The following is a 23,723-nucleotide window of genomic DNA, read 5'->3' as shown; positions in this document are numbered from 1 at the left end:
CCTCCACCTTGCAGAGCTGCAGGGAGAAAGTCCAACAAGTCTGTCGTTCTAGGCTTTCAATGCCCCGCTAAGGCGCGATCGATGCTGCAAGCATTGCCGCAATGCTAAAGCGGTCGTATCCAATCCAACTACAGCCTTCTCGCCACCTCCTGGCTCTCCTTTGCTTCCTCTGCGCAACGACGTCCAGCTGGGCCGCGCCCAAGTGGTGGACGGCCGAAGCGGCTCCCTTCCAAGTTATCAGCAACGCGCGAAAAGTCGAGATCCAGCGCAGCTTTGAATACATCTGGCACGCGCGAGCCGGGCTTCAGGTTATCTTTCCAGAACTTAGGCAGGATGGAGACGATCCACTGCTGCTCGCAATAGCCGGAAACGCCAACACTCGCGACAGCCTATCCTTTCGCACCGGTCGCCGACGAAGATCTCTCGGGGGTTATTTCACCCACGACTGCGCAGGTCACTACACCATCATAAACGATATCGGTTCCGAGGAGCTAACCCGCCAAACCATCGTCCACGAATACGTTCACCACCTCATGAGGAAATACAGCAACGCTCCCCTCTGGATCAAAGAGGGATTCGCGGAGCTCTTTTCCACAATCCATCAAAACAAAAACGGCCAGCTCGTACTGGGGCTCCCTATCGCAACCAACGTCCAGTACCTTCGCTACGAGGGCTTCATGCCGATCAAGCAGCTCGTAAACGTACACCAGCGCTCGCCCGAATATACCGGCGGCCAACATACCGGAACCTTCTACTCTCAATCATGGCTGCTGCTTCACTATCTGCTACTTGGAGAGCACGAGATCCCCTTCAGCAAGGTCACGAGCTTCGTACACGGAGCCCTCAACTCACGAGCGACAACCGAGTCACTTTTCAACGAGCACCTCGGTCTCGGTTTTTTCGAGTTAGAGGAACGACTCGAGCAACACCTCATCAAAGGGCGCAGCCACACCCTGACTTTCGAACTTCCAGAGCAACAAAAAGCGCCAGCCGTCGAGCTGGTCGCCGCTAGCGAACAGGAAACGGAAACCCTATTCGCTCGAGTCGCACTCGGCCATTCCAAGGGGGACGACACCCGTGCCATCATTTCCGCAGCGCGAAAGAAGTGGCCCAATTCAGCGGAACTGCTCGCCTTGGAAGGCGAATGGCTTCACCGGAACGAACGCTCGGAAGAGGCCCTCCGCTACTTCGAATCAGCACTCGCCAGCGACGATAAAAACGCGCGAGCCAACTTCTGGTACGCGGTTATCCATGGAGGCGAACTCCTCGAGGGCTCTTTCTACCAACCGGGGGCCCTGAACCAAGAGGAAACCCTAAAACTCCTCACCCATCTCTTCAGGGCAAAGCAGTCCGGAGCCGGACACTATCCACAGCTCTACTCCTGGATCGGAACCATTTGGTTAAGTTCCGATGTGTATCCAGAAAGCCGTCACATGACCATACTCGAAAACGCGCTAGCTGAGCATCCCGGGCGTTACGGCATCATCCACTGCCTTACCCTCTACTACGCGCGAAGCGGCAAATACGAAAAAGCCGAAGCCTTGATAAAGGACTCACTCCCTCTAATGCTAGAAAGCTCAAGAGAGGACTTTTTGGCAGACTTCTCGGATTTGCGGTCTATTGACCCGATCTATAAATAGGAGAGAAAAACGTACCCAAAGGTAAAATACATTCTAGCGCCGCAAAGCGAGGCTTACGAAGTCCAACAAGTCTGTCGTACGAACCGCAGTCTGGCCTTTCGCGATAGCCAGCAAGTCCGCAGCCTTTCCATGCCAGTACACCGCCCGACTCGCCGACTCGAAAACGTCCGCCGCGCTCTGGGCTAACAGGCCCGCCGTCAGGCCGGCTAACAGGTCGCCGCTGCCGCCGCGTGCGAGCACCGCATTTCCAGAGGTATTAAGAGCGAGCTTTTCCCCATCGGATACGCGCGTGTTGCAGCCTTTCTTCACGACCGTTACCGCGCGCGCTTTCGCATACGCCAACAAGGCGCGATCCGAGCAATCGTCCGCGCCGCTCAAGCGCTTGAATTCGCCGTCATGCGGGGTAAGCACGATCTGCCTGTTCCCCGCCGTCCGAAAAGCGTCCACCACCTCGGGACGCAGGGCATCCGCATCCAGCACCACCGGCTTCTCCCAAACACGCCCCACTTCGCTCAACAGAGCTTGCGTCTCGGCTTCGCTTCCCATGCCCGGTCCGGCAAGCAGACAGCTTGCCTTGGAAGCCAGCGACTTGATTTGCCAAAGCCCCTCCAGCGCGAGCCCGCCCTCCGGGGTTTCGGGCCAGGTTCGCCACATCGCTTCCGGCAGCTGGCAAGCAAGCTGCGAAACGTTGGACTCCGGAGCAAAGACCGTCACCAAGCCCACTCCGCTCTGCAAGGCCGCTCGCACCGACATCGCCAAGGCGCCCGGCATGCCTCGAGAGCCCGCCAAGATAGCCAGGTGGCCAAACTGCCGCTTCTCGCTGTCCGCCGGACGCAGCGTCCGTAGCGGATCCAGTATCGAATCTGTAACTACAAGCTCTCGGCAAGGTGCAGCCGTCTCGAAAAATCCAATATCTAAATACCGAATGTTTCCCGCCTGCGGGCAGGACAGGAGCGGCTTCTTCAAAATCCCTGTCGCAAAAGTGAAATCCGCTCGAAACACAGTTTCGTCCGACTCGTCTCCCGCTCCCGTCGGCAAATCCACCGCAGCTCGCAGGCCGATCGCTTCCGACGCGTTCGCCGCTTCCACGAGCGCCTTGACGCCCTCCCTCAAAGGCGGCCGGAACGGCATGCCAAGCAAGCCATCCAAACAAATGTCGAAGGCTTCGTTCGCCACGACCGAGAGCGCCGCGTCGTCAGGCATTTCGAAGATCCGCACCTCCGCCTTCCGCTCCAAGCCTTCGAGAGCGCGCCGCGTATGCGGCTTCAAGTCCGAGCGTGCGGCAGACAAAACCAAGGTCACGGACGAAACGTATCTATCGCGCTTTGCCATTTCGCTAAATGCGAGCAGCGCATCCCCGCCATTGTGGCCCTTCCCGACCAAAGCGAGCAAGCGCAAGCCAGACTGCGGAAAGCCCGTCATCGCATAGGCATCTTGCAGAGCCCGCCCCAGGGCGGAGCCGGCCCGGTTCATCGCGTCCCAAGCGTCCTCCTCCGTAGCCAAAAGCCGCTTCTCCAAGGCAAGCGACTCGGAACAACTCAAAATGGGATGGAAGCGCGGGTACGTCATAACGGCAATCAAAGTGACGTGAGGAAGAGCCAAGGGCGAGCCTTCTTGACCGCTCGCAACCTAGCCGATAATCGATGCGAAAGCGATGGCGGTGTCTTCGGTATGCGAAAGGCTGATGGCCACGTGCTTGCCACCGACTTGGCGGAGCAAGGCCTGCCCGAGCTCGTCGAGTTCGATTTCTGGTTGTCCCCGTCCTCCGGATACAACGCCGATCGAGGTCCAGCTCAAGTGTTCGCCAATCCCCGTGGTAAAAGCTTTCGCCACCGCTTCCTTTGCCGCGAAGCGGGCTGCGTAGCGTTCGCTAGGATCCTTGAATCTCGAGCAATACTCCAGTTCCACCGGAGTATAGACCCTGTTCAAAAAGCGATCTCCCTGCCGTTCGATCAAACCACGAATCCGAGAAACGGATACGATATCGACACCAATGCCAAGCACCGGCCCCTTGAACGGCAGGTTGATCGCGTCCATCTAGGCTCCAGCCATCAAGGCCTTCATCTCGCGTACCGCTTCGTCGATGCCGAAGAACAGGGCGCGGCTGATGATGCTGTGGCCAATATTGAGTTCGTGCAGGTAGGGGATGGTGATCACCTCGCCTACGTTTACGTAGTTAATGCCATGGCCAGCGTTGACGATGAGGCCTAGCTCGTCAGCCAGCGTAGCGCCTTCGACCAGTCGGTCGTACTCCGCCTGCCGTTCGCTGGCTTTGTAGTAGGCATTCGCATACGCGCCCGTGTGCAGCTCGATGTACTTGGCTCCCGCCTTGGCAGAGGCTTCGATTTGCTCTGCTACGGGATCGATGAAAAGGCTCGATTCGATCCCTGCATCCGCGGCGGACTTGACGATGCGCTCGATGCGCTCGAACTGCCCAGCCACCTCGAGGCCCCCTTCGGTCGTAACTTCTTCACGACTTTCCGGAACCACGCAAATCGTTTCCGGCAGCACTTCCAAAGCGAAAGCGAGCATTTCGTCCGTAGCCGCCATCTCCATATTCAGGCGGGTCGCGATGCACTCCCGCAGGCGTCGTACGTCCGCTTGCTGGATGTGGCGGGCGTCCTCGCGCGGGTGGACGGTGATCCCTTGGGCTCCCGCCTTTTCGCAAAGCAGGGCGACCGTGATGGGATCGGGTTCGACGAACTGGCCGCAGCCGCGGGGGCTGTCCTTGTATCGTGCTTGGCGGACGGTGGCGACATGGTCGATGTTGACGCCGAGGAGGATGCTTTTACTAGACATATTCGTATTTTCGGCAAGGTATAGGATTGCCATAGCCTGACGCAACCAAAGCTTCCAAAGAATGAGCGACGCTCCCGCCCCCCTAGCCACACCTAAAAAACAAGAGAACTTCTTCGTAAACCTTCTCTGCAACTTGGCGCTTCCCATCATGGTGCTGAAGTACGCCAGCGGCGAAGACCGGCTCGGCCCCGTGCTCGGGCTGGTGGCCGCCCTCGCCTTCCCGGTTGGCTACTTCCTCTACGACTTTTCCCAACGGAAGAACTACAACATCATTTCCATATTCGGCTTCCTGAACATCCTGCTGACCGGAGGCATCGGCTTGATGGAAGCGGAGCCGAAGTGGGTGGTCATCAAGGAAACCGCGATGCCGCTCATGATCGGCGTACTGGTGCTCGCTACCGCGAAACGCAAGAACTCCCTCTTGAAGACCTTCCTCTTCAACGACCAAATCTTCGACGTGCAAAAGATCCAAAGCCACATCGACACCAGCGAAAAGCAAGCCGAGCTCGAATCGCAGTTCAAAGTGGCGAACTGGCTGCTTGTATTCAGTTTTCTGATCAGCGCCGCGCTCAATTTCGTTTTGGCATCCATGATCGTGAAGAGCCCCGGCGGCACGGAAAGCTTCAACAACGAAATCGCCACCCTCACCTGGGTCTCCTGGCTGGTGATCACCGCCCCGACCATGGCCATCCTGGTCTACGCCCTCTGGCGCCTCGTCAAAGGGCTCAAGAAGCTCACCGGACTCGATTTCGAAGGGCTGCTGCACGAGCAGCATACCGCGAAAGCGAAGTAGCTACTGCCGCGCCCGAAGCTCGGATTCGACAGCCTCGAACGCCTCCGGGCCAAGCTCCTTCACGGCGCCGGAAAGGTTCGTCGCAATCGGCTCGCCGGTACGGGTAAACAGGAACACGGAGAGCTCCAAGTTGCTCAAGAGCTGTTCCCGGGTCCGCAGCTGGATCGCAACCGAGTTCGCGACTCCAGCTTCGAGATCGCCCGACCGTTCCAAGCTGGGAATCGCTACCCTTCCGAGCAAATTCCCCTCCGCGTCCAACTGGTCGTGCACCACGACGACAGCAGCGAAGGTCTCCTCGTAGTCGCCCTCCGGCACGATATCGAAGGACAGGTAAATCGTGTCCGCCAACTGGCTTGCCCGCCCAAACAAGCCTTCCTGCAGATTGCGGCTCGCAGCGCTGCTCTCGGACAGAGCCTCGCGAAACTCCTCCTTGCTCATGTTCCTCGGCTGCCCCTCGACCACCGGCCTATCGGTGGTATCAATCTGGTCGATCTTCGCCTGCGCGTATTCGGCATCCGCCTCCAAGGCGCTTTGCAGGGCCCCGTCCCGCCTGAATTGGGCTCGGTTTTCGAAGGAGAAATCGAAGTTCCGGATTTCCGCGTAATGCTCGGTCGCGACCAGCTTCGCTCTCAGCGATACGAAAGTCTGGCCAAACCTAGACTTCCTAAGCCCGGAAGAGGTCTCGATAAGCAACCTCTTCTTCTCAGCCCCCACCACCGGACATAGCTCCCTCTTAAAACCTTTGAGAGGCTCCACGCCAGAGAATACATAGCCACCCCCGCTCGAGGATTGAGCGACTAGCTCAAAGCCGCTTGCGAGAGCAAACGCCAACAGCAGGATAACTCTGGTACGAAACATAGGCTTACAATATGCAGCCAAAGCTGGGGCAAAGTCGCTCGATTTCCGCGCAAACAGTAGGAATCAATGCGGAGCACGACGGTCGCGCCTCGAAGGGAGCAACCTACAAAAAACGGCCACCCTTTGGGAGTGGCCGATTTGAAAGTTGAACTCTCGCCGGAAACTAGCCGCGGCGGTTGTAGTCCGCTGGCAAGTCACGCTCCGCTTCGCCTTGGTAGACTTGGCGAGGGCGGTTGATCTTGCCCTTCGGGGCCGAGGCGACCTCGTGCCAGTTGGCGACCCAGCCCGGCATGCGGCCGATAGCGAACATGACCGTGAACATGTCGAGAGGGATGCCGATGGCCCGCATCATGATTCCGGAGTAGAAGTCGACGTTCGGGTACAGGTTGCGCTTGATGAAGTAGTCGTCGTTGAGGGCCGCCTTCTCGAGGTTGCGAGCGATGTCGAGGCACGGGTCCTTGGTGCCGAGCGCTTCCAGAAGGCGCTCGCAGGCCTTGCCGATGATCTTGGCGCGCGGATCGAAATTCTTGTAGACACGGTGACCGAAGCCCATGAGGCGCTTGCCGCTGTTGCCGCTCTTCGCTTCCTCGATGAAGCGGGTGCCGTCGTCGCCCTCGGCGTGGATCGCTTCCAGCATCTTGATGACAGCCATGTTGGCGCCGCCATGCAAAGGCCCCCACAAGGCGCATATGCCCGCCGTCACGGAAGCAAAGAGATTGGCGCCGCTGGAGCCTACCATGCGCACCGTCGACGTAGAGCAGTTCTGCTCGTGGTCCGCGTGGAGGAGGAGGATCAGGTCCAGAGCTTCGGCTACTTCCTTAGGAGCCTCGTACTCGTCGTTCGGGCTCGAGAACATGAGATGCAGGAAGTTTTCCGCATAGCTCAGGTCCTTCTTCGGGTAGTTGATGGGAAGGCCGTTCGAGATCCGGTAGGACATCGCCGCGACCGTCATCACCTTGGAAATAGCGGAGGCGCAGGAGCGGTCGAAATTTTCGAGGTCGAGCTCGCGGTCATTGGTGGAAAGCTCCGGATAGTAGCTGCTCAGGGAGCCCATCATGGAGGTCAGGATGGACATCGGATGAGCGGACGGCGGAAAGGCCTCGAACTGGCGCACCATACGGGTGTCGATGTTGCAGTTCTTGATCAGCTCCCGGAGGAACTCGTGGCGTTGCTCCTCGGTCGGCAGCTCGCCGTAGATGATGAGGTAGGAGGAATCTACGAAATCGGACTTTTCCGCGACCTGTTCGATGGGATAGCCGCGGTAGCGAAGGATCCCCTTCTCGCCGTTGATGAATGTGATCTCGCTCTGACAGGAACCGGTGTTTCCAAACCCCTCATCGAAGGTGATGTAACCAGTCTGGGCACGCAAGGTGCGCAGATCGATTGCTTTCTCGTTCGCGGTTCCCTCGATAATGGGGAAAGCGAGTTCTTTATCGTCGATTTTGAGAATGGCCTCTTTGCTCATCGTCAGGCTGAAGTCAGTTTATGGATCTTGGCGGTAATAAGAATCGGGAAGTCCGATTTACGAAAACCCAACTAACTAGCCTTCCGAGCCCCCCTTGTAAAGGGTGGGCTACCGCGAAACGCGATATTAGCTAAACTACAGCTTCTCAACAATTTCGCTAATCTACGAGCACTGGGCGACGAAGTTCGCGTACAGCTGCAATCCCTTGGCTTGGCTCTTCTCCGGGTGGAACTGGCTGGCCATCAAGGACCCAACCGCAACGGAGCTCGCGAACTCGCCATCGTAGTCCGTAACCGTCAAGGCGATCGACGGGTCCTCCGGCTGGATGTGGTAGCTGTGCACGAAGTAGAAACGGTCCTTTTCCGCGTCCAAATTCTCCCAGTAGGGCGAACCGGGTTGCACCAGCCTAGCGTGATTCCATCCCATGTGCGGGATGGTCAGGCCGGGACGCGACTTGAAGCGGACTACCTTGCCGGGCAACACGCCGAGACCGGTCACGTCGTCCTCTTCCGAATGCTCGAAGAGAGCCTGCAGACCGAGGCAGACCCCCATGAAGGGACGTTCTTCCTTAACCCAAGAGTGAATAAAGGCGTCGAAGCGAACGGCCTTGAGCCCGTCCACGCAATCCCGCAGGGCGCCGACTCCTGGCAAGACCAATCCATCCGCCTCCCCGACTTCCTCCGGAGTGGCTACGATTCTCGGCTTGGCCCCGATCTTCGCCAAAGCGTTCTCTACGCTGCGAAGGTTGCCCATGCCGTAATTGATAACTGCAATATCTTTGCTCATTAACAGAGGTGTTTGGCCTGAAGGCGGAAGGCCGAAGTTCGCTTACGCCACTTCATTCCTTCTCCCTCAGTCTTTAGCCCTTTTCTATAACATTCCCTTGGTAGACGGCAGACGGCCTTCCATGCGCGGGTCGACACGAGAGGCCGCGTCGATGGCTCGGGCCATGCACTTGAAAATGCTTTCCACGATGTGGTGCGGCTCTTCGCCGTACTCAAGCTCGATGTGGAGGTTAGAACCTAGCGTATTCGAAAAGGCGCGACAGAATTCCTTGATCAAAATGATATTGAAGTCGCGAACGTAGTTGGTGGGCGAAACCACGTTGTACTGCAGGAAGGGACGATTTCCGAGATCGATGGCCACGCGGGTCAGGCACTCGTCCATCGGAAGGATAAAGAACCCATAGCGCGTGATCCCCGCCTTGTCGCCGAGAGCCTGCTTGAAAAGGTCGCCCAAGACGATTCCCACGTCCTCAACAGTGTGGTGGTAGTCAACATCGATGTCACCTTCCGCCTTGACCGTCAGGTCGAAAAGACCGTGCCCCGCGAAGAGCGTAAGCATGTGATCGAAGAACGGAATGCCCGTATCGACATTTGCGATACCGGTACCGTCGATTTTCAGCTCCGCCTCGATCGAAGTTTCCTTCGTCGTGCGCTTGAGGGATGCTATGCGTTCTTCAGCCATTTTTGGATGGTTTCGCTCACTTGGAGCATTTGATCTTCGTCGCCCACACTGATTCGCAGGAAGGAGTCAGTCAAGGGACTGGAAGGGAAATAGCGGACAAGGATCTTGTGCTCCTTGAAATACTCGAAGAGCTCCTGAGCGACCGCGGCGCCGGCCTCGCCCGCCGCATTGCGCGGTTCGACGAACAGGAAGTTCGACTGGGAAGGATAGCAAAACCAGCCCAGCTTCTCCCACTCCGCTCGATAGTAGTCGCGCGTCCGGCAGATCTTGGCCGCCACTGCCTTCAAGTAGCTCTGATCCTTCAAGGCCGCCAGACCGCCCGCCTGAGAGAGCCGGTTCACGTTGTAGCTGTCGCGCACCCGGTCCAAAATGTCGATCACCTCAGCATCCGCCAAAGCGTATCCGAGCCGCAGGCCGGCGAGGCCGTAGGACTTGGAAAAGGTACGCGTCACCACCAGATTGCGATACTTGGAAAGCAGCGTCGTGGCGTTCTCCTCGGCAAAGTCAGCATAGGCCTCGTCCACGACCACGATCCCGTCGAAGCCTTCGATCACGCGAGAAAGGTCCGCGTTCGAGAAGCCCACCCCTGTCGGAGCATTCGGCGAGGTGATGAAGAGAATCTTCGAGTCCACCTTCTCGAGAGCGTCGAACGGAAGCTCCATCGAGCGATCGAAGGGAACCTCTACCGTACCCGTATCCTGGATACCGCAGAGCACCGGATACAAGGAATAGCTCGGCAGCAAGTATCCCGCGGGGCTTTCGCTCGCAAACGCTCGCACGAGCAGATTCAGGATATCGTCGGATCCATTGCCAAAGATAACCTGCTCAGGCGTCACGCCGTGCAGACGAGCCGCCTCCTCGCGCAGGGCCGAGCTGCGTGGATCCGGATACAGGCGCAAACCCTCCCCCATGGCCTCTTGAATCGCGAGGCTCACCGATGGGCTGGGCGGATACGGATTTTCGTTGGTATTGATCTTTACCCAACCGTCGCCCTTCGGCTGAAAGCCGGGCGTGTAACCGTGCAACTTCTGAATATGGGGAAGCGCGTATTCGAAAGGTGAATTCGCTGCGCTCATGACTTTCTCCCGAGTCGAGAGCTAACGGAACGGCCGTGCGCCTCCAAGCCTTCCATGCGAGCAAAGGCTTCTACCGTGGAAGCAGCCTTGCCCAAGGCGGATTCGGTGTAGCGGACCAAGCTGGAGCGGCGCATGAAATCGCTGATCTGCAGGCCACTAAAGTGGCGGCCCGAACGGCCGGTCGGCAATTCGTGGCTTGGCCCCGCAACGAAGTCACCCAAGGCCGTAGCCGACCAAGCGCCTTGCATGATCGCGCCGGCAGTCGTGATCGACTTGATGAGCTTGTTGAACTGCTTGGGGTCCACCTCGAGCTCCATGTGCTCCGGAGCCACGTAGTTGGCGACGGCAGCTGCCTCCTCGTAGTCGTTGACGACCACTGAAAAGAACCCGTCCTTGAGCACGGACTTGATCGCGTCCTTGCGTGGCAAGCTCTTCATTTGCTCGCGGATGGCCGCACGGATCGCCTTGGTCTTTTCCTTGGAAAGGCTCACGAGGAAAATCTTTTCGCGACCGGAGCCGTGCTCAGCCTGGGCCAGCAGGTCCGAAGCCACAAATTGCGCGTCGGCATGCTCGTCGGCGATCACCAGCAATTCGCTGGGGCCCGGCAACAGATCGACGCCAATGGTTCCGTACACCTGCCGCTTGGCCTCGACCACGAAGGCATTGCCCGGACCGTAAACCTTGAGCACCGGCTTGATCGATTCCGTACCGTAGGCCGCGGCGCCGATGGCCATGATGCCGCCAAAGCGGTAAGCTTCCGTGACCCCCGACAAATACATGGCTGCGAGGCAACCGTCGTTGACCTTGCCGTCCGCACCGCAGGGCGTGAAGGCGACAATCTCCTTCACCCCTGCCAACTTCGCCAAGGAAGCGGTCATCACGACGGTGGATACGAGATCGCGAGGGATGTAGAGCCCGACGCGTTCGAGCGGATAGAAACGTTCGCCAATCGTGGCCCCATGAGCGTTCTTGGCTGTCCAGGACTTAGGCAAGGCGTGCTTGTGGAACTCGGTAACGGATGCGACCGCGTCCTTGATCGCCTGCGCATCTCCCTTGGGGAGACGACGCGCCGCCGCCTTCATTTCCTCGCGGCTGATGGGGAACGCTTCGGGAGCGAGCGACACCTTATCGATGCGCTTGAGTGCCTTCGCGATGCCGGCATCGCCGTGCTCGCGGACTTCCCCAAGCACCGAAGACGCTGTATCCACAATCGACTGAGGTACCTCAGCTGATTTGCAGAAAGCGGAAAGCTTATCCCAAAAGGTTCGTGAACTGTAGGCCAAGTCTGCCATGGCGACACTTTTGCTATGCGCCTACGCGCAAGGCAAAGAGAATTTTGCGCTACCCTACTCCCCGACCTGCGGAACGCGGAAGCGCTCCAAATCGACGTCGAGGTTTACCTCCGCCTTCGAATAGGAAATCTCCATCGTCGATTCCCCATATTGCGAGATGTAGCTAACGAGCACCTTCTTCGGGAAGCGCACTCCACCGGCCTCGATATCCCCCTCGTAGGTGTAGACCATCCCCTTCGAGCTCTGCATGAACATCACTCGGCCCGTTTCCGGGTCGAAGTAGCGGCGAAACCAGATGCGATCGTTGTAGACGTAGTTCAGGATCACAGCCGACTTGCCGCGCACCTTTCCCTTGCCCACGAATTCGATGCGTCCATTCCGCGTCTTGGGCGCCTTCAAGAAACCAAGGCTATCGGCAATGGTCGCTTCCAAGTAACGCAACTCATCGACGTCGTAGAAGCTCATCGTGTAGGCGCCAGGTTCCTGGAAGTTCTCCAGCTTACGCCACGCGCTGGTCGGATTGAGCGTAGAGGTTTCCCGGATACCGGCGATCGAAGAAATGAACTGGTAGTAACCTGGCTTCTTCATGATCGACTCTACCGTGCCCGACTGGCCACCAGCGTAAACCAGCACACCCTCGAATCGAACCGAGTCGATGGCGTTCAGCTTGGAGTCGCCCCCCATATAAGCGCGGCCCAAAGCCACGGTTTCTTCAATGATCTTCGCCTTTTCCGCGTCCGACAATTCCGATTTCGTCGCCGCGCTTTGAGCGGACGAATTTAGCGCAAACAAAAAGAGGGACGCGACCAGGGCAATGAAACGGGGGATGAACTTATTCATATGAGGGTTGGGGCTAGAATTCTAGAGATTGAAAAGCGGAGCAGGATTTCCCCCGCTCCGCCAAAAAGTTAGTAATGAAGAAGCGGATACGCTATTCCCACTCGATAGTGCCGGGAGGCTTCGAGCTCAAGTCGTACACCACTCGGTTAACGCCTTCGACTTCGTTGATGATACGCGTCGATACACGCTGCAGCACCTCGTAAGGAACCCGCGACCAGTCGGCTGTCATGGCGTCCTTGCTCTCCACGATACGAAGCGCGATCACGTTGTCGTAAGTACGCTCGTCGCCCATCACGCCCACGGTGCGAACCGGCAGGAATACGCAGAACGACTGCCACACCTTGTAGTAAAGCTCGGACTCCATCATCTCCTCGTGCAATACTGCGTCCGCCTTGCGAAGGATATCCAAGTTACGCTTATTGATTTCGCCAAGCACGCGAACGCCGAGGCCAGGACCTGGGAACGGCTGGCGCCAAACGACTTCCTTGGGCAATCCGAGAGCCGTGCCCAAGGCGCGAACTTCGTCCTTGAAGAGCTCGCGCAGCGGCTCGAGCAGTTTGAACTTCATGCTCTTGGGCAATCCGCCTACGTTGTGGTGACTCTTAATAGTCGCCGCTGGATTCCCATCGATGGCGATACTCTCGATCACGTCCGGATACAAGGTACCCTGGGCGAGGAACTTCGCATCGCCGATCCGCTTGAGCGAATCCTGGAACACCTTCACGAAGGTCTTTCCGATAATCTTGCGCTTCTTCTCGGGATCCGTGACCCCCTTGAGCGCGGTCAGGAACTTGGCCCCTGCCCGAGCGACGCGTACATCCATGTTGAAGTTGCGCTTGTAGAGGTCGACCACGAGCTCGCGCTCGTGCAGGCGAAGCAGGCCGTTGTCGACAAATACGCAGGTCAACTGACGTCCGATCGCCTTGTGTATCAGGGCTGCCGCTACAGAGGAATCAACGCCGCCGCTCAAGCCGAGAAGCACGCGATCCTTACCAACGATCTTGCGAATGTTTTCGATCGATTCGCGAGCGAGGTCAGCCATGGACCAATCGCCCTTGCAGCCGCAAATCTTGCGCAGGAAGTTTTCGAGAATGTTGATGCCTCCCTCGGAGTGGTCCACTTCCGGGTGGAATTGGATGCCGTAGATCTTGCGCTTCTCGTCGGCGATCGCCGCGTAGTTGGAGTTCTCAGTCGAAGCGATGGCCGCGAAACCGCTCGGCAGCTTGGCAAGGCGGTCGCCGTGGGAGTTCCAAACGCGCAGCTTGTTCGGCAAACCGCGGAAAAGGCTGCCCTTGCGAGCGATGGTGAGCGTACCGTGTCCGTACTCGCGCTCCTTGCTCTTCTCGACCTTGCCGTCGAGCAAGTGGGCGATCAGCTGTACGCCGTAGCAAATCCCCAGCACCGGCACGCCCAAGGAAAAGATCTTCTTGTCCGCTTGCGGCGATTTGGGAGCCAAGACGCTTGAAGGTCCACCAGAGAGAATAACTCCGATCACGCCGTCCTTTTCCAGCTGCTTGGCGGAAGTCTTATAGGAATAGATCTTCGAGTACACATTGCACTCGCGAATGCGACGGGCGATTACCTGTGTGTATTGAGATCCGAAATCGAGTACCGCGATGGTCTGGTGCTTCATGATAAAGGTGAGGATTAAAGATACTAGCGGGGGCGCTTGTCACTCGTATTCAGCGGGCGCCGGTGAGTTAGAATGAGAGTTCGAAATTATTGTATCCGCATTTTGGACATTCTTGCCCTTCGGATACGTCCTTCTTGCGAACCGAATACAATTCGCCGCACTTCACGCAGTGAAAGACGCGACGCTTCCTGCGAACGTCGAACACCCGCTTCTCCCTCTTCTCGTAGTAGAACCACAAGCTGGCGATGGCCATCAAGCCCGAGCCAGTGTAGAGAATGAGGAACCAGGTAAAGGGATGCACGAAATTGCTTGGTTTTAAAAACGCGAAAATGCGTTCTTCGCGGAAGAACGCATTCTCAGAAAAAAGGAAAGATTAGCGACGAGGAGCAGCCTTACTTGGCTTCTTCTTCCTGCTTGGTCTCTTCTGCTGCTGGAGCTTCTTCCGCAGGAGCCTCTGCTTCAGCTACGGGAGCTGCCGCTTCTTCGGCTGCTGGCTTTTCAGCCTTCTTCGCCTTGGCCTTGCCCTTCTTGGCGTAGCCTTCGTCGTCCGCGTCGATGAGCTCGATGAGCGCCATCTCAGCAGCGTCGCCGCGACGTGTACCGATTTTGTAGATACGAGTGTATCCACCGTTGCGGTCCTTGAACTGCTCAACCTTCTCTTCGAAAAGCTCGTGCACCACGCCTACGTCACGAACGCGGGAGATCGCGATGCGACGGTCATGAAGCGTACCCTTCTTGGCGAGTGTGATGACCTTCTCGACGAAGGGGCGAAGAGCCTTAGCCTTCTTGAGGGTCGTCTTGATGCGGCCGCGCTGGATGAGCGCTGTTGAAAGATTGGCGAGGAGAGCTTCGCGGTGCTCCTTCTTTACGCCGAGTTGATTACGATGCTTGCGGTGACGCATGGCTGTCTGAGTGTAAGGTTACGTTTAGAGCTCCTTCTTGTTATCGAGGAGGCGTTCGTCAAATTTCATGCCAAGCGAGAGACCGAGGGACTCGAGCTTGTCTTTGATTTCGTTGAGAGACTTCTTACCGAAGTTACGGTACTTGAGCATCTCTTGTTCGCTCTTCATCGCGAGCTCGCCAACAGTGGTGATATTCGCGTTGTTGAGGCAGTTCGCAGCGCGAACGGAGAGTTCGATTTCGTTGACGCTCATGTTGAGGAGCTTGCGGAGCTTGTTTTGCTCTTCGCTCACTTCGCCACCTTCGTCTTCAAACTCGTAGTTTTCATCAGATACGTTGTCGAAGACATCGAGGTGATGCTTCAGGATCGCACCTGCTTGCTTAAGGGCATCGTCCGGAGTGATACGGCCATCGGTCCAAACTTCGAGGAGAAGCTTGTCGTAGTCCGTGATCTGTCCGACGCGAGTCGCTTCGACAGCGTACTTGACCAAGCTAACCGGGGAGAAAAGAGAATCGATAGCGATTACGCCGATCGGATCCTCTTCGTCCTTGTTGTCATCGCCAGGGCAGTAGCCGCGACCGACCTTCACTTCAAGCTCCGCCGTGAACGGCATTTCGCGGTCAAGCGTACAGATGATCTGGTCCGGGTTGACGATCTCCACGTTGGAATCCGGCTGGATATCCGCCGCAGTGATGGCGCCTGAACGGTTGGTGTTGATCATCAACTTGACCCCTTCGCGCTTGTGGCAAACGAGGAGAACCTTCTTCAGGTTGAGAACGATATCGGTGATGTCTTCAACGATACCGTCAACACTCTGAAACTCGTGGCTGACTCCCTCGATCTTAACCGAAGCGATTGCAGCGCCCTCGATCGAGCTGAGGAGGACGCGGCGCAGCGAATTGCCAATGGTATGCCCGTAACCCGCTTCGAAGGGTTCAGCATGGAACATCGCATAAGTTGAAGAGGAGCCCTCTTCTACTTTAACAAGGCGGTTTGGCAGTTCGAACTTTCCAATACGTTTCGGCATGTTGCGTTATGGGCTACGGATGGGCTTAAAATTAGTTGGTCGGAATGAAAATGTATGAATGAGAACAGTCGCGATTAGAAGCGGCTGTAGAACTCAACGATTAGCTGCTCGTTGATGCTTGGCTCGAGCTCTTCGCGAGTTGGTTCGCGATTGACGACGCCACGGAATGCTTCGTCCTGACGAGTCATCCAGTCAGGTACGTTGCGCATGCGGTTCGCTTCCATGTTGCGTGTCGCGAGCTGGCGTGAGGAAGTGGTGTTGCGCACTTCGATTTCGTCGCCGACCTTGACCTGGTAGCTAGGGATATCGACCTTCTTGCCGTTAACGCAGATGTGTCCGTGGTTCACGAACTGGCGAGCAGCCTTACGAGTCTTGGTGAAACCGAGATCGTAAACGACGCTGTCGAGACGCGTTTCGAGGAGCTGAAGGAAAATTGTACCTGTTACGCCACGTGTCGCCTTAGCCTTGTCGAAGGTACGGCGGAACTGCTTCTCCATGAGGCCGTACATGAAACGGAGCTTTTGCTTTTCGCCCAAGCCGATCGAGTATTCGGACTGCTTGCGACGAAGGCGAGGTCCGTGCTGACCTGGTGGATAGTTGCGCTTTTCGAGAGACTTGGAAGAGCCGAAAATTGGCTGTCCGAAACGTCTGCTGATCTTGGTAGTAGGACCGGTATAGCGAGCCATGATCTTCTTAGATTTGAGATTTCAGAGATTGAAGCGATTCGCGACTAGACGCGACGACGCTTAGGTGGACGGCAGCCGTTGTGAGGAATAGGTGTCGTATCAGTGATCGAGGAGATCTCGAGACCGAGCGTCTGGAACGCGCGGATCGCGGAGTCACGGCCCATTCCAGGTCCCTTAACTTCGATCATAACTTCCTTCAAACCGTGCGCCATGGCTGCCTTGGCAGCGTTTTGCGTAACGATCTGGGCCGCGTAAGCCGTGGACTTACGGGAACCGCGGAAGTTCATCTTACCAGCGCTGGCCCAAGAGATCGTATTGCCCTTGAGGTCGGTGATGGTGACGATTGTGTTGTTGAAAGTCGCGCTGACCTTGGCGATGCCGGTAGTGACATTCTTGCTGCCCTTGGCCTTGCGGATCTTGAGGTCGCCGATCTCTTCCTTGAGGAGATCCTGAGCGGTTGGTTGCTTCTTAACACCACCAATGAGCTCTTCTTCGACAGGAGCTTCAGCCTCTGCACCTTCTGCAGCGACATCCTTCGCTTCTTCTTCTTCAGCTTTTACTTGTTCTTCAGACATGACGTGATGGTCCTAATTATTTGCGGAGCGAGCCCTGTGTCTTAACCTTACCCTTGCGAGTACGTGCGTTCGTCTTCGTGCGCTGACCGCGAACGGGAAGACCGCGACGATGGCGTAGGCCACGGTAGCAATTGATCGCCTGGAGGCGCTTCATGTTTCCGGTGAGCTCGCGACGGAGGTCACCTTCCACGACGAACTGAAGCTCTTGGATCTTGCCCATGATGGCATTGATCTGCTCCTCGTCCAAATCCTTGGCACGCATGTCTGGATCGATTCCAGTTTCCGCGAGGATCGTCTTTGAACGTGTTGGTCCGATACCGTAGATGTAACGGAGAGAGTATTCGAGCTTCTTGTTGGCTGGAATGTCAACGCCTAGGATACGTGGCATGGTTCTAGCAAGTTATTGGTTTAAAAGTAGTTGTGAAGAGCGGCAAAAAGTGAGCGAGAATCGCTGAAAACTGCCTATTTCTTGAGAAAGGAAAGTCGCCAACCGGACGAAGCACGTCGCCGGAAGAAAAAAGAGCAACGGAATGAGCCCTCTCCGCAAGAAAGTAAAGAATTAATTTGTCGTTGTAGCTATCTGAATGAAATAAGCCGCGAGGCCTACGAGGAAGATGATAAGCACCGCCGCATAGAGCTGGCCTACATTCTTGAGTTCGGTTGCACCACCGAGTGCTGTTTCGGCGCCACGAGCTTGGTTGCGTCCACGAATGCGTCCCTTCTTAAGGAAGCCATCGTAGTGACGCTGCAACAGATGTGTCTCGATTTGTTTCATAGTATCCAGAGCCACGCCTACCGTAATGAGCATACCGGTACCGCCGAAGAAAATGGCGACACGCATCGGGATCTCGTAAAGGTAAAGCAATACGTCTGGAAAAACGGTAATCACCGTCAGGAAGATCGCTCCCGCGAGCGTGAGACGAGTCATCACGAAATCGAGGAACTTAGCAGTCGGCTGCCCTGGGCGAACGCCTGGCACGTAGCCGCCGTACTTCTTTAGGTCGTCAGCGATCTGAATGGGACGGAACATGACCGAAACCCAAAAGTAGCTGAAGAACAGGATCATCAGACCGAAGACCACATAGTAGGAAGTCGAACCGTGAGCCAAGTACATGGAAGCGTCTACCATCCACTGCAGCTCCAAAGCAGCTCCGATTTGGGAGATGATTTGCTGCGGAAAGGACAAGAGTGCGGAGGCGAAGATAACGGGCATAACACCCGCGTAGTTGACCTTCAGCGGCATGAAGGAACTTTGTCCACCGTAGACCTTACGGCCCACTACCCGCTTCGCGTACTGCACCGGAATCTTACGCATCGCCTGGATGACCGCGACCAAGCCGGCCGTGACCAAAACCAGAAGCGCCGCCATCAAGATACCATGGCCGAAGACCAGCTTCTTAACGCCAACCGGACCGAAGAACAGGTCGTAGGTCGCTTGGGCCGCGCCAGGAAGGTCCGCGATGATACCAATGGTGATCAAGATGGAGATACCGTTTCCGATACCCAGCTTGGTGATCTGCTCGCCGATCCACATCAAGAGGACCACACCCGCGGTCAGGAAGACCGTGGAGGAAAGCAGGAACCAGAACTTGTCTTCGATGATGATATCGCCGTAGCCGTCCGTCGAGAAACCAGGGAACAGCGTTCCCGGATTCTGCAGACCAAGAATCAACAGCACGCCCTGCACCGCGGCGATGATCACCGTGGCGTAGCGAGTGTACTGGGATAGCTTTTGACGGCCCGCCTCCCCTTCTTGCTGCAAGCGAGCAAGAGCAGGGAAAACAGCCCCCATCAACTGAAAGATAATGGAAGCCGAAATGTATGGCATGATCCCCAAGGCGAATACGGCTCCACGCAAGAACGCGCCACCAGTAAACATGTTATAGAGTCCGACCAAGCTGCCGCCGCCCGTGGCTGTCTGGTCAGCGAAATAGTCCTGCAACGGCTTCATATCGAGGCCAGGAAGCGGGATGTTCGCGCCGATACGGGCGATGAACAGAAGAGAGAGCATCAGAAAAATCTTCTGACGTAGCTCCGGTATCTTCAAACAGTTGGTAAACGCAGATAGCATGCCTTTATGAGTCGGGGATCAGTGCGGGGATTAAGCTTCGGCTACGATGGCTTCGCCACCGGCCTTCTCGATCTTTTCCTTAGCGGAAGCGCTGAACTTAACAGCCTTGATCTTGAGAGCCTTGGTGATTTCGCCTTCGCCGAGAACCTTAAGCGGCTTGTCGTTCAAACGAACAAGACCTGCAACCGCGAGAGCTTCGCGATCTACTTCGGTTACCGAGTCGTCGAGCTTCGAGAGCTCGCCGATGTTAACCGTTTCGTACTCGGTACGGAAGTTCTTGTTGTTGAAGCCACGGATAGGAAGCTTACGGAAGATCGGCATCTGACCACCTTCGAAGCCGATACGGATACCACCGCCCGAACGAGCCGTTTGTCCCTTACCGCCGCGACCGGAAGTCTTACCATGGCCGCCACCTTCACCGCAACCGACGCGCTTGCGACGGTGCGTGGCACCCTTAACATTAGATAGATTATGGAGTCTCATTTTGAGGAGTTCCTTTAGTTAAATTAGAATTAACCGCGAAGACGCTTATAGTCTTCGTAGGTCTTGAGCTTCTTGAGGCCATCGAGCGTTGCGAGGACGATAGCGTTCGGGTTGTTGGAACCGAGAGACTTGGTGAGCACGTTCTGAACGCCAGCCGCTTCGAGTACGGCACGGACACCGCCACCGGCGATGATACCTGTACCCGTTGTCGCTGGACGAAGAAGGACCTTACCACCGTCGAACTCGCCGAGAACTTCGTGCGGAATGGTGTCGCCCTTGAGCTTTACGGGCTCGAGGTTCTTGCGCGCTTGCTCCGTGCCCTTGCGGATCGCTTCGGGAACTTCGTTCGCCTTGCCGTAGCCGATGCCAACCTTGCCAGATTGGTCGCCTGCGACGACGAGAGCGGAGAAGCTGAAACGACGACCGCCCTTAACAACCTTGGCGCAACGGTTGATGAACACTACCTTTTCGGAGATGCCATCGTCTTCGCGCTCTTCGCGCTGACCGCGAGGTCCGCCACGATTGCCGCCGGGTCCGCGATTGCCACCAGGACCGCGATTGCCGCCTGGGCCACGATTGCCCCCTGGACCACGATTGCCGCCTGGGCCACCTGGGCCGCGGTTACCACCTGGACCAGAACGACCTGGCCCGCCTGTGTTTTGCTGTGAAGTCATCATAGGGCAATTAGAAATCTAGGCCGGCCTCGCGAGCGGCATCTGCGAAAGTTTTGACGCAACCATGGTACTTGCGTCCGTTACGGTCGAATACGACCTTAGTGACACCCGCTTCCTTAGCCTTTTCGCCGAAGAGCTTGCCGAGGGCAGCCGCGCCAGCGTTGTTGGCCTTGAGGTTCTGGGAGCGCACGTCCTTGCCGAGGCTGGAAACGAAAGCGAGGGTTGTACCCGTCTCGTCGTTGATCGCTTGGGCGTAGATGTGCTTGTTGCTGAGGTGAAGGCTGAGACGTGGACGCTCTGTGGTGCCGATAGCCTTCTTGCGCACGCGCCAGCGGCGCTTCTGCAAGAGGTCGTTTTTCTTCTGAATTTTCATCTGTTAACTCTTCCTTTGGAGTTTGCGGTTCAAGTCCTAAGCCTTGGCTTAGACCGACTTGCCTTCCTTGCGGATTACATGCTCGCCGACAATGCGAACACCCTTGCCCTTGTAAGGTTCGATTGGAGCGAACTTCTTGATAGAAGCAGCTGCCTGACCGACCATGTGCTTGTCGATCCCTGAAACCTTAACCTTGGTTCCACCGTCGACCGTAATCGTGACGCCCTCTGGGATGTCGTAGTTACAGTCGTGCGAGTAACCGAGCTTCAGGTTCAGCACCTTGCCCTTGAGGTTCGCCTGGAAACCGACGCCAGAGATCTCGAGATCCTTGGAGAAGCCTTCCACGACGCCCTGCACCATGTTCGAGATGATGGAGCGCGCGGTGCCGTACATGGCATTGGCGAAACGGGTGCTATCGGCTGGGCTGACCTTGATCTGGTCGTCCTCAACTGCGATTGCTACCGCGGAGTTAAAAGTCTTTTCGAGCTTACCCTTGGGGCCTTCAACGTTAACGGTTGTGCCGTTGATGTCGATTTTGACACCAGCTGGGATAGCGACTGGAAGTTTTCCGATTCTGCTCATTTCTGGTTTTCCTTTCTTACCAAACGTTGCAGATCAGTTCACCGCCAAGCTTTTGGCGGCGGGCATCGCGGTCCTTCATAACTCCCTTCGGAGTGGTGAGGATGCAAACGCCGAGGCCGTTGAGAACGCGAGGGATGTCGGTGCTCTTAGCGTAGAGACGCAGACCTGGCTTGGAGACGCGGTCGATACCGTTGATGGAGGCTTCCCCATCGACGTACTTGAGCCCGATCACAATCGTCTTGTGACCGTTTTCGTCGGTACCTTCCTTCACTTCGCTGACAAATCCTTCGTCGAGAAGAACCTTAGCGATAGCTGCCTTTAGTTTTGAGTGCGGCGCAGACGTCTCCGCCTTGCCGGCACGAGACGCATTACGAATGCGCGTTAAGAAGTCGCTGATTGGATCAGTGTGCATACTTGTATTAGTGGTTTGTGAGCCGCGCGATATCCAAACTCGCGGCTCGAGATGTAAATTTTGGAAAAGCGGACGATTTGATCGTGTGATTTCAAATCGTCAACGCCTATTCGCTTACCAAGAGGACTTAGTTACGCCTGGAATCTTTCCTTGGAGAGCGAGCTCACGGAAAGTGAGTCGAGAAAGTCCGTAGCGGCGGATGAAAGCGCGGGGACGTCCAGTGACGTTACAGCGATTCTTGATGCGGATGGGCGAGGAGTTGCGCGGCAACTTGGTGAGCTTGTCACGGGCTGCGTAGAACTCTTCGTCGGAAACTTCGGGATCCGCCATGATTGCCTTAAGGGCAGCACGCTTCTCTGCGTACTGGGCAACCATGCGTACACGCTTCTTGTTACGGGCGATAGCTGATTTCTTTGCCATATTCTAAAATAATTAAGCTGCTGTAGTTTCTTCCTTCTTCTCTTGCTTGCGGAACGGCATGCCGAGAAGCGTGAGCAACTCCTTGCCTTCTTCGTTCGTCGCGGCGGAAGTCACGATAGTGAACTCCAGGCCGGACTGGTACTTGAGCGTGTCGGTAGCGATTTCTGGGAAGATCGTGATATCGGTGACGCCGAGGGAGTAGTTGCCATTTCCGTCGAAACGGGAATGTACGCCACGGAAGTCGCGGATGGATGGGAGACCGACCGCGAGAAGGCGGTAGAGGAAGTCCCACATGCGGTTGCCACGCAGGGTGACCTTGCATCCGATTGGCATCCCTTCGCGGAGCTTGAAGTTCGCGATGCTCTTGCGAGCGTAGGTGCGAACGGCGGCTTGACCGGCGATGGCGCTGAGGTTCTTGACCGCCTCTTCGAGGACGGACTTATCTGCAGAAGCATTGATGCCCATGTTGAGGACGACCTTCTCGATCACAGGGATCTCCATGTCGTTCTGGTAGCCCTGGGACTTCTTGAGGCCTGGGGCTACTACATCGATGTAATGCTGCTTGAGTGCTGGAGTTTCTTGAGAGCTCATTGGCTTTTTATGAATCCGGATTTCCGACCCGAATTTCTTGGTTCTCGGTGCCGTTACGGCGATTTTCGAATTGAGAGTTACTTAGCGCGGCGTGCGTCGTACTTTTCCGCGGACATCAGGTTGGAAACGTGGATGGAACCTTCGCGTTCGACGATGGCGCCTTCCGGCTTCTCTTCGGACTTCTTCTCGTGGCGCTTGATCATCATCAAGCCTTCCACGATCGCGCGGTCCTTAGCTGGGAGCAGCTGCAAAACCTTGCCGCGCTTGCCCTTTTCCTTGCCCGTGAGTACTACAACTTCCTCACCCTTTTTAATGTGTGCTGTAGCCATCTTAGAGTACCTCCGGTGCTAGTGATACGATCTTCATGAACTTCTTGTTACGAAGCTCGCGAGCGACTGGTCCAAAGATGCGGGTGCCCTTCGGATTGCCGTTGTTGTCGAGGATAACGATAGCGTTGGAGTCGAAGCGAAGGTAGCTTCCGTCCTTGCGGCGGATAGGAGCCTTGGTGCGAACGACAACAGCCTTCACGACGGATCCCTTCTTCACGGAGGAATCGACGCTAGCTTCCTTGATGTTCACGACGATAACGTCGCCCACATCGGCAGTCTTCTTGTTTTGTCCGAGACGACGGATCATACAAGCGCGCTTGGCGCCAGTGTTGTCCGCGATCTGGATGGATGAACGTAATTGAATCATGTTTAGTTACCCTTCCCTACTTTATGCTTCTACGCCGGACTCCGCCTGATGGGCTTCCTGCTCGGCTTCAACCTCAGCAAGCGTCTTCTTGCCGAGCATTGGAGCGCGCTCGGTGACCTTGACGAGGCGCCAGCGCTTGAGACGGCTGAGTGGACGTGTTTCCATGATCTCAACCTTGTCGCCAAGGCGAGCGGTGTTTTCCTCGTCGTGCACGTGAACGACGGTCTTGCGATTGATTACCTTACGGTAGCGAGGGTGCGCCTTCTTGTAGCTGTAGGTCACCTTGATGGACTTGTCGCCCATGATTGAGGTTACTACGCCCTGGAGGTCTTTTCTCTTGTTGCGTGAATTTTCCATTGCCGGATTTCT

Annotated in this window: 30 protein-coding genes; 2 read left to right on the top strand and 28 right to left on the bottom strand. The window is 56.5% G+C overall.

The features are described from left to right. The first annotated feature begins 101 nt into the window (after positions 1-101). Entirely contained in the window at positions 102-1,640 is a 1,539-nt protein-coding gene (locus tag QEH57_RS20545; RefSeq protein ID WP_309008659.1) for a hypothetical protein, read from the top strand. Positions 1,641-1,673: 33 nt separating this feature from the next. Here QEH57_RS20545 and QEH57_RS20540 read toward each other — a convergent pair whose 3' ends face one another. Genes QEH57_RS20540 through QEH57_RS20530 form a run of 3 tightly spaced genes read right to left on the bottom strand, consistent with a single transcriptional unit; the run spans position 1,674 to position 4,439 of the window. Further along, on the bottom strand, positions 1,674-3,209 hold the full coding sequence (locus QEH57_RS20540) for an NAD(P)H-hydrate dehydratase (RefSeq protein ID WP_309008658.1): 1,536 nt from the start codon (positions 3,207-3,209) through the stop codon (positions 1,674-1,676). 60 nt (positions 3,210-3,269) lie between these two features. Then, positions 3,270-3,677 (bottom strand): holo-ACP synthase, encoded by a 408-nt coding sequence (acpS, locus tag QEH57_RS20535; RefSeq protein ID WP_309008657.1) that lies wholly within the window; start codon positions 3,675-3,677, stop codon positions 3,270-3,272. Further along, complete coding sequence (locus tag QEH57_RS20530) at positions 3,678-4,439, bottom strand: pyridoxine 5'-phosphate synthase (RefSeq protein ID WP_309008656.1); 762 nt, start codon at positions 4,437-4,439, stop codon at positions 3,678-3,680. A gap of 61 nt (positions 4,440-4,500) precedes the next feature. Here QEH57_RS20530 and QEH57_RS20525 point away from each other — a divergent pair, with 61 nt between their 5' ends. Then, positions 4,501-5,232: a VC0807 family protein gene (locus QEH57_RS20525; protein WP_309008655.1), complete on the top strand. Its 732-nt coding sequence runs from the start codon at positions 4,501-4,503 to the stop codon at positions 5,230-5,232. Here the strand turns inward: QEH57_RS20525 and QEH57_RS20520 are convergent, their stop codons facing one another. The 25 genes from QEH57_RS20520 to rpsQ all read right to left on the bottom strand — a co-directional run bounded on the left by QEH57_RS20520 (position 5,233) and on the right by rpsQ (position 23,711). Next, entirely contained in the window at positions 5,233-6,090 is an 858-nt protein-coding gene (locus tag QEH57_RS20520; RefSeq protein WP_309008654.1) for a hypothetical protein, read from the bottom strand. A gap of 163 nt (positions 6,091-6,253) precedes the next feature. After that, entirely contained in the window at positions 6,254-7,555 is a 1,302-nt protein-coding gene (locus QEH57_RS20515; RefSeq protein WP_309008653.1) for a citrate synthase, read from the bottom strand. 162 nt (positions 7,556-7,717) lie between these two features. Further along, complete coding sequence (gene hisH / locus QEH57_RS20510; RefSeq protein WP_309008652.1) at positions 7,718-8,341, bottom strand: imidazole glycerol phosphate synthase subunit HisH; 624 nt, start codon at positions 8,339-8,341, stop codon at positions 7,718-7,720. A gap of 84 nt (positions 8,342-8,425) precedes the next feature. Continuing rightward, positions 8,426-9,022, bottom strand: coding sequence for an imidazoleglycerol-phosphate dehydratase HisB (gene hisB / locus QEH57_RS20505; RefSeq protein ID WP_309008651.1), 597 nt, complete (start codon positions 9,020-9,022; stop codon positions 8,426-8,428). Then, entirely contained in the window at positions 9,004-10,098 is a 1,095-nt protein-coding gene (hisC, locus tag QEH57_RS20500) for a histidinol-phosphate transaminase (protein ID WP_309008650.1), read from the bottom strand. The genes hisB and hisC overlap by 19 nt, the downstream gene beginning before the upstream one ends. Then, entirely contained in the window at positions 10,095-11,390 is a 1,296-nt protein-coding gene (gene hisD / locus QEH57_RS20495; protein ID WP_309008649.1) for a histidinol dehydrogenase, read from the bottom strand. The genes hisC and hisD overlap by 4 nt, the downstream gene beginning before the upstream one ends. 54 nt (positions 11,391-11,444) lie before the next feature. Beyond that, on the bottom strand, positions 11,445-12,230 hold the full coding sequence (locus QEH57_RS20490; RefSeq protein WP_309008648.1) for a hypothetical protein: 786 nt from the start codon (positions 12,228-12,230) through the stop codon (positions 11,445-11,447). Between the two features lie 91 nt (positions 12,231-12,321). Beyond that, positions 12,322-13,863, bottom strand: coding sequence for a glutamine-hydrolyzing GMP synthase (gene guaA, locus QEH57_RS20485; RefSeq protein WP_309008647.1), 1,542 nt, complete (start codon positions 13,861-13,863; stop codon positions 12,322-12,324). A gap of 67 nt (positions 13,864-13,930) precedes the next feature. Continuing rightward, complete coding sequence (locus QEH57_RS20480) at positions 13,931-14,164, bottom strand: hypothetical protein (RefSeq protein ID WP_309008646.1); 234 nt, start codon at positions 14,162-14,164, stop codon at positions 13,931-13,933. A 91-nt stretch (positions 14,165-14,255) separates the two neighbouring features. Further along, entirely contained in the window at positions 14,256-14,765 is a 510-nt protein-coding gene (rplQ, locus tag QEH57_RS20475) for a 50S ribosomal protein L17 (RefSeq protein ID WP_343224830.1), read from the bottom strand. 24 nt (positions 14,766-14,789) lie between these two features. Next, entirely contained in the window at positions 14,790-15,791 is a 1,002-nt protein-coding gene (locus tag QEH57_RS20470) for a DNA-directed RNA polymerase subunit alpha (RefSeq protein ID WP_309008645.1), read from the bottom strand. 74 nt (positions 15,792-15,865) lie between these two features. After that, positions 15,866-16,477: a 30S ribosomal protein S4 gene (rpsD, locus tag QEH57_RS20465; protein ID WP_309008644.1), complete on the bottom strand. Its 612-nt coding sequence runs from the start codon at positions 16,475-16,477 to the stop codon at positions 15,866-15,868. 44 nt (positions 16,478-16,521) lie between these two features. Continuing rightward, complete coding sequence (gene rpsK / locus QEH57_RS20460) at positions 16,522-17,052, bottom strand: 30S ribosomal protein S11 (protein WP_343224829.1); 531 nt, start codon at positions 17,050-17,052, stop codon at positions 16,522-16,524. Positions 17,053-17,068: 16 nt separating this feature from the next. After that, positions 17,069-17,440: a 30S ribosomal protein S13 gene (gene rpsM / locus QEH57_RS20455; protein WP_309008643.1), complete on the bottom strand. Its 372-nt coding sequence runs from the start codon at positions 17,438-17,440 to the stop codon at positions 17,069-17,071. Between the two features lie 171 nt (positions 17,441-17,611). Continuing rightward, entirely contained in the window at positions 17,612-19,123 is a 1,512-nt protein-coding gene (gene secY, locus QEH57_RS20450; protein WP_309008642.1) for a preprotein translocase subunit SecY, read from the bottom strand. Positions 19,124-19,153: 30 nt separating this feature from the next. Then, the gene (rplO, locus tag QEH57_RS20445) at positions 19,154-19,606 is read right to left on the bottom strand and encodes a 50S ribosomal protein L15 (protein WP_309008641.1); all 453 of its coding nucleotides are present in this window, start codon (positions 19,604-19,606) and stop codon (positions 19,154-19,156) included. Between the two features lie 29 nt (positions 19,607-19,635). Then, a complete protein-coding gene (rpsE, locus tag QEH57_RS20440; RefSeq protein ID WP_343224828.1) occupies positions 19,636-20,283 on the bottom strand; it encodes a 30S ribosomal protein S5 in 648 nt (215 codons plus the stop codon). Between the two features lie 7 nt (positions 20,284-20,290). Then, positions 20,291-20,653: a 50S ribosomal protein L18 gene (gene rplR / locus QEH57_RS20435; RefSeq protein WP_309008640.1), complete on the bottom strand. Its 363-nt coding sequence runs from the start codon at positions 20,651-20,653 to the stop codon at positions 20,291-20,293. 48 nt (positions 20,654-20,701) lie between these two features. After that, positions 20,702-21,235, bottom strand: a complete 534-nt coding sequence (gene rplF / locus QEH57_RS20430) for a 50S ribosomal protein L6 (RefSeq protein ID WP_309008639.1) — start codon at positions 21,233-21,235, stop codon at positions 20,702-20,704. Between the two features lie 16 nt (positions 21,236-21,251). Further along, positions 21,252-21,647 (bottom strand): 30S ribosomal protein S8, encoded by a 396-nt coding sequence (gene rpsH, locus QEH57_RS20425; protein ID WP_309008638.1) that lies wholly within the window; start codon positions 21,645-21,647, stop codon positions 21,252-21,254. 114 nt (positions 21,648-21,761) lie between these two features. Continuing rightward, a complete protein-coding gene (gene rpsN / locus QEH57_RS20420) occupies positions 21,762-22,067 on the bottom strand; it encodes a 30S ribosomal protein S14 (protein ID WP_309008637.1) in 306 nt (101 codons plus the stop codon). Positions 22,068-22,079: 12 nt separating this feature from the next. Further along, on the bottom strand, positions 22,080-22,658 hold the full coding sequence (gene rplE, locus QEH57_RS20415) for a 50S ribosomal protein L5 (protein WP_309008636.1): 579 nt from the start codon (positions 22,656-22,658) through the stop codon (positions 22,080-22,082). A gap of 77 nt (positions 22,659-22,735) precedes the next feature. Further along, positions 22,736-22,987: a 50S ribosomal protein L24 gene (rplX, locus tag QEH57_RS20410; RefSeq protein WP_309008635.1), complete on the bottom strand. Its 252-nt coding sequence runs from the start codon at positions 22,985-22,987 to the stop codon at positions 22,736-22,738. Between the two features lies 1 nt (position 22,988). Beyond that, positions 22,989-23,354, bottom strand: a complete 366-nt coding sequence (rplN, locus tag QEH57_RS20405) for a 50S ribosomal protein L14 (RefSeq protein WP_309008634.1) — start codon at positions 23,352-23,354, stop codon at positions 22,989-22,991. Between the two features lie 21 nt (positions 23,355-23,375). Next, positions 23,376-23,711: a 30S ribosomal protein S17 gene (rpsQ, locus tag QEH57_RS20400; protein WP_343224827.1), complete on the bottom strand. Its 336-nt coding sequence runs from the start codon at positions 23,709-23,711 to the stop codon at positions 23,376-23,378. Positions 23,712-23,723 lie beyond the last annotated feature (12 nt).

The organism is Pelagicoccus sp. SDUM812005 (assembly GCF_031127875.1).
GTDB lineage: Bacteria > Verrucomicrobiota > Verrucomicrobiia > Opitutales > Opitutaceae > Pelagicoccus.
Note: the sequence above shows the minus strand (reverse complement) of the source record. Positions and strands in the feature narration are given on the sequence as shown.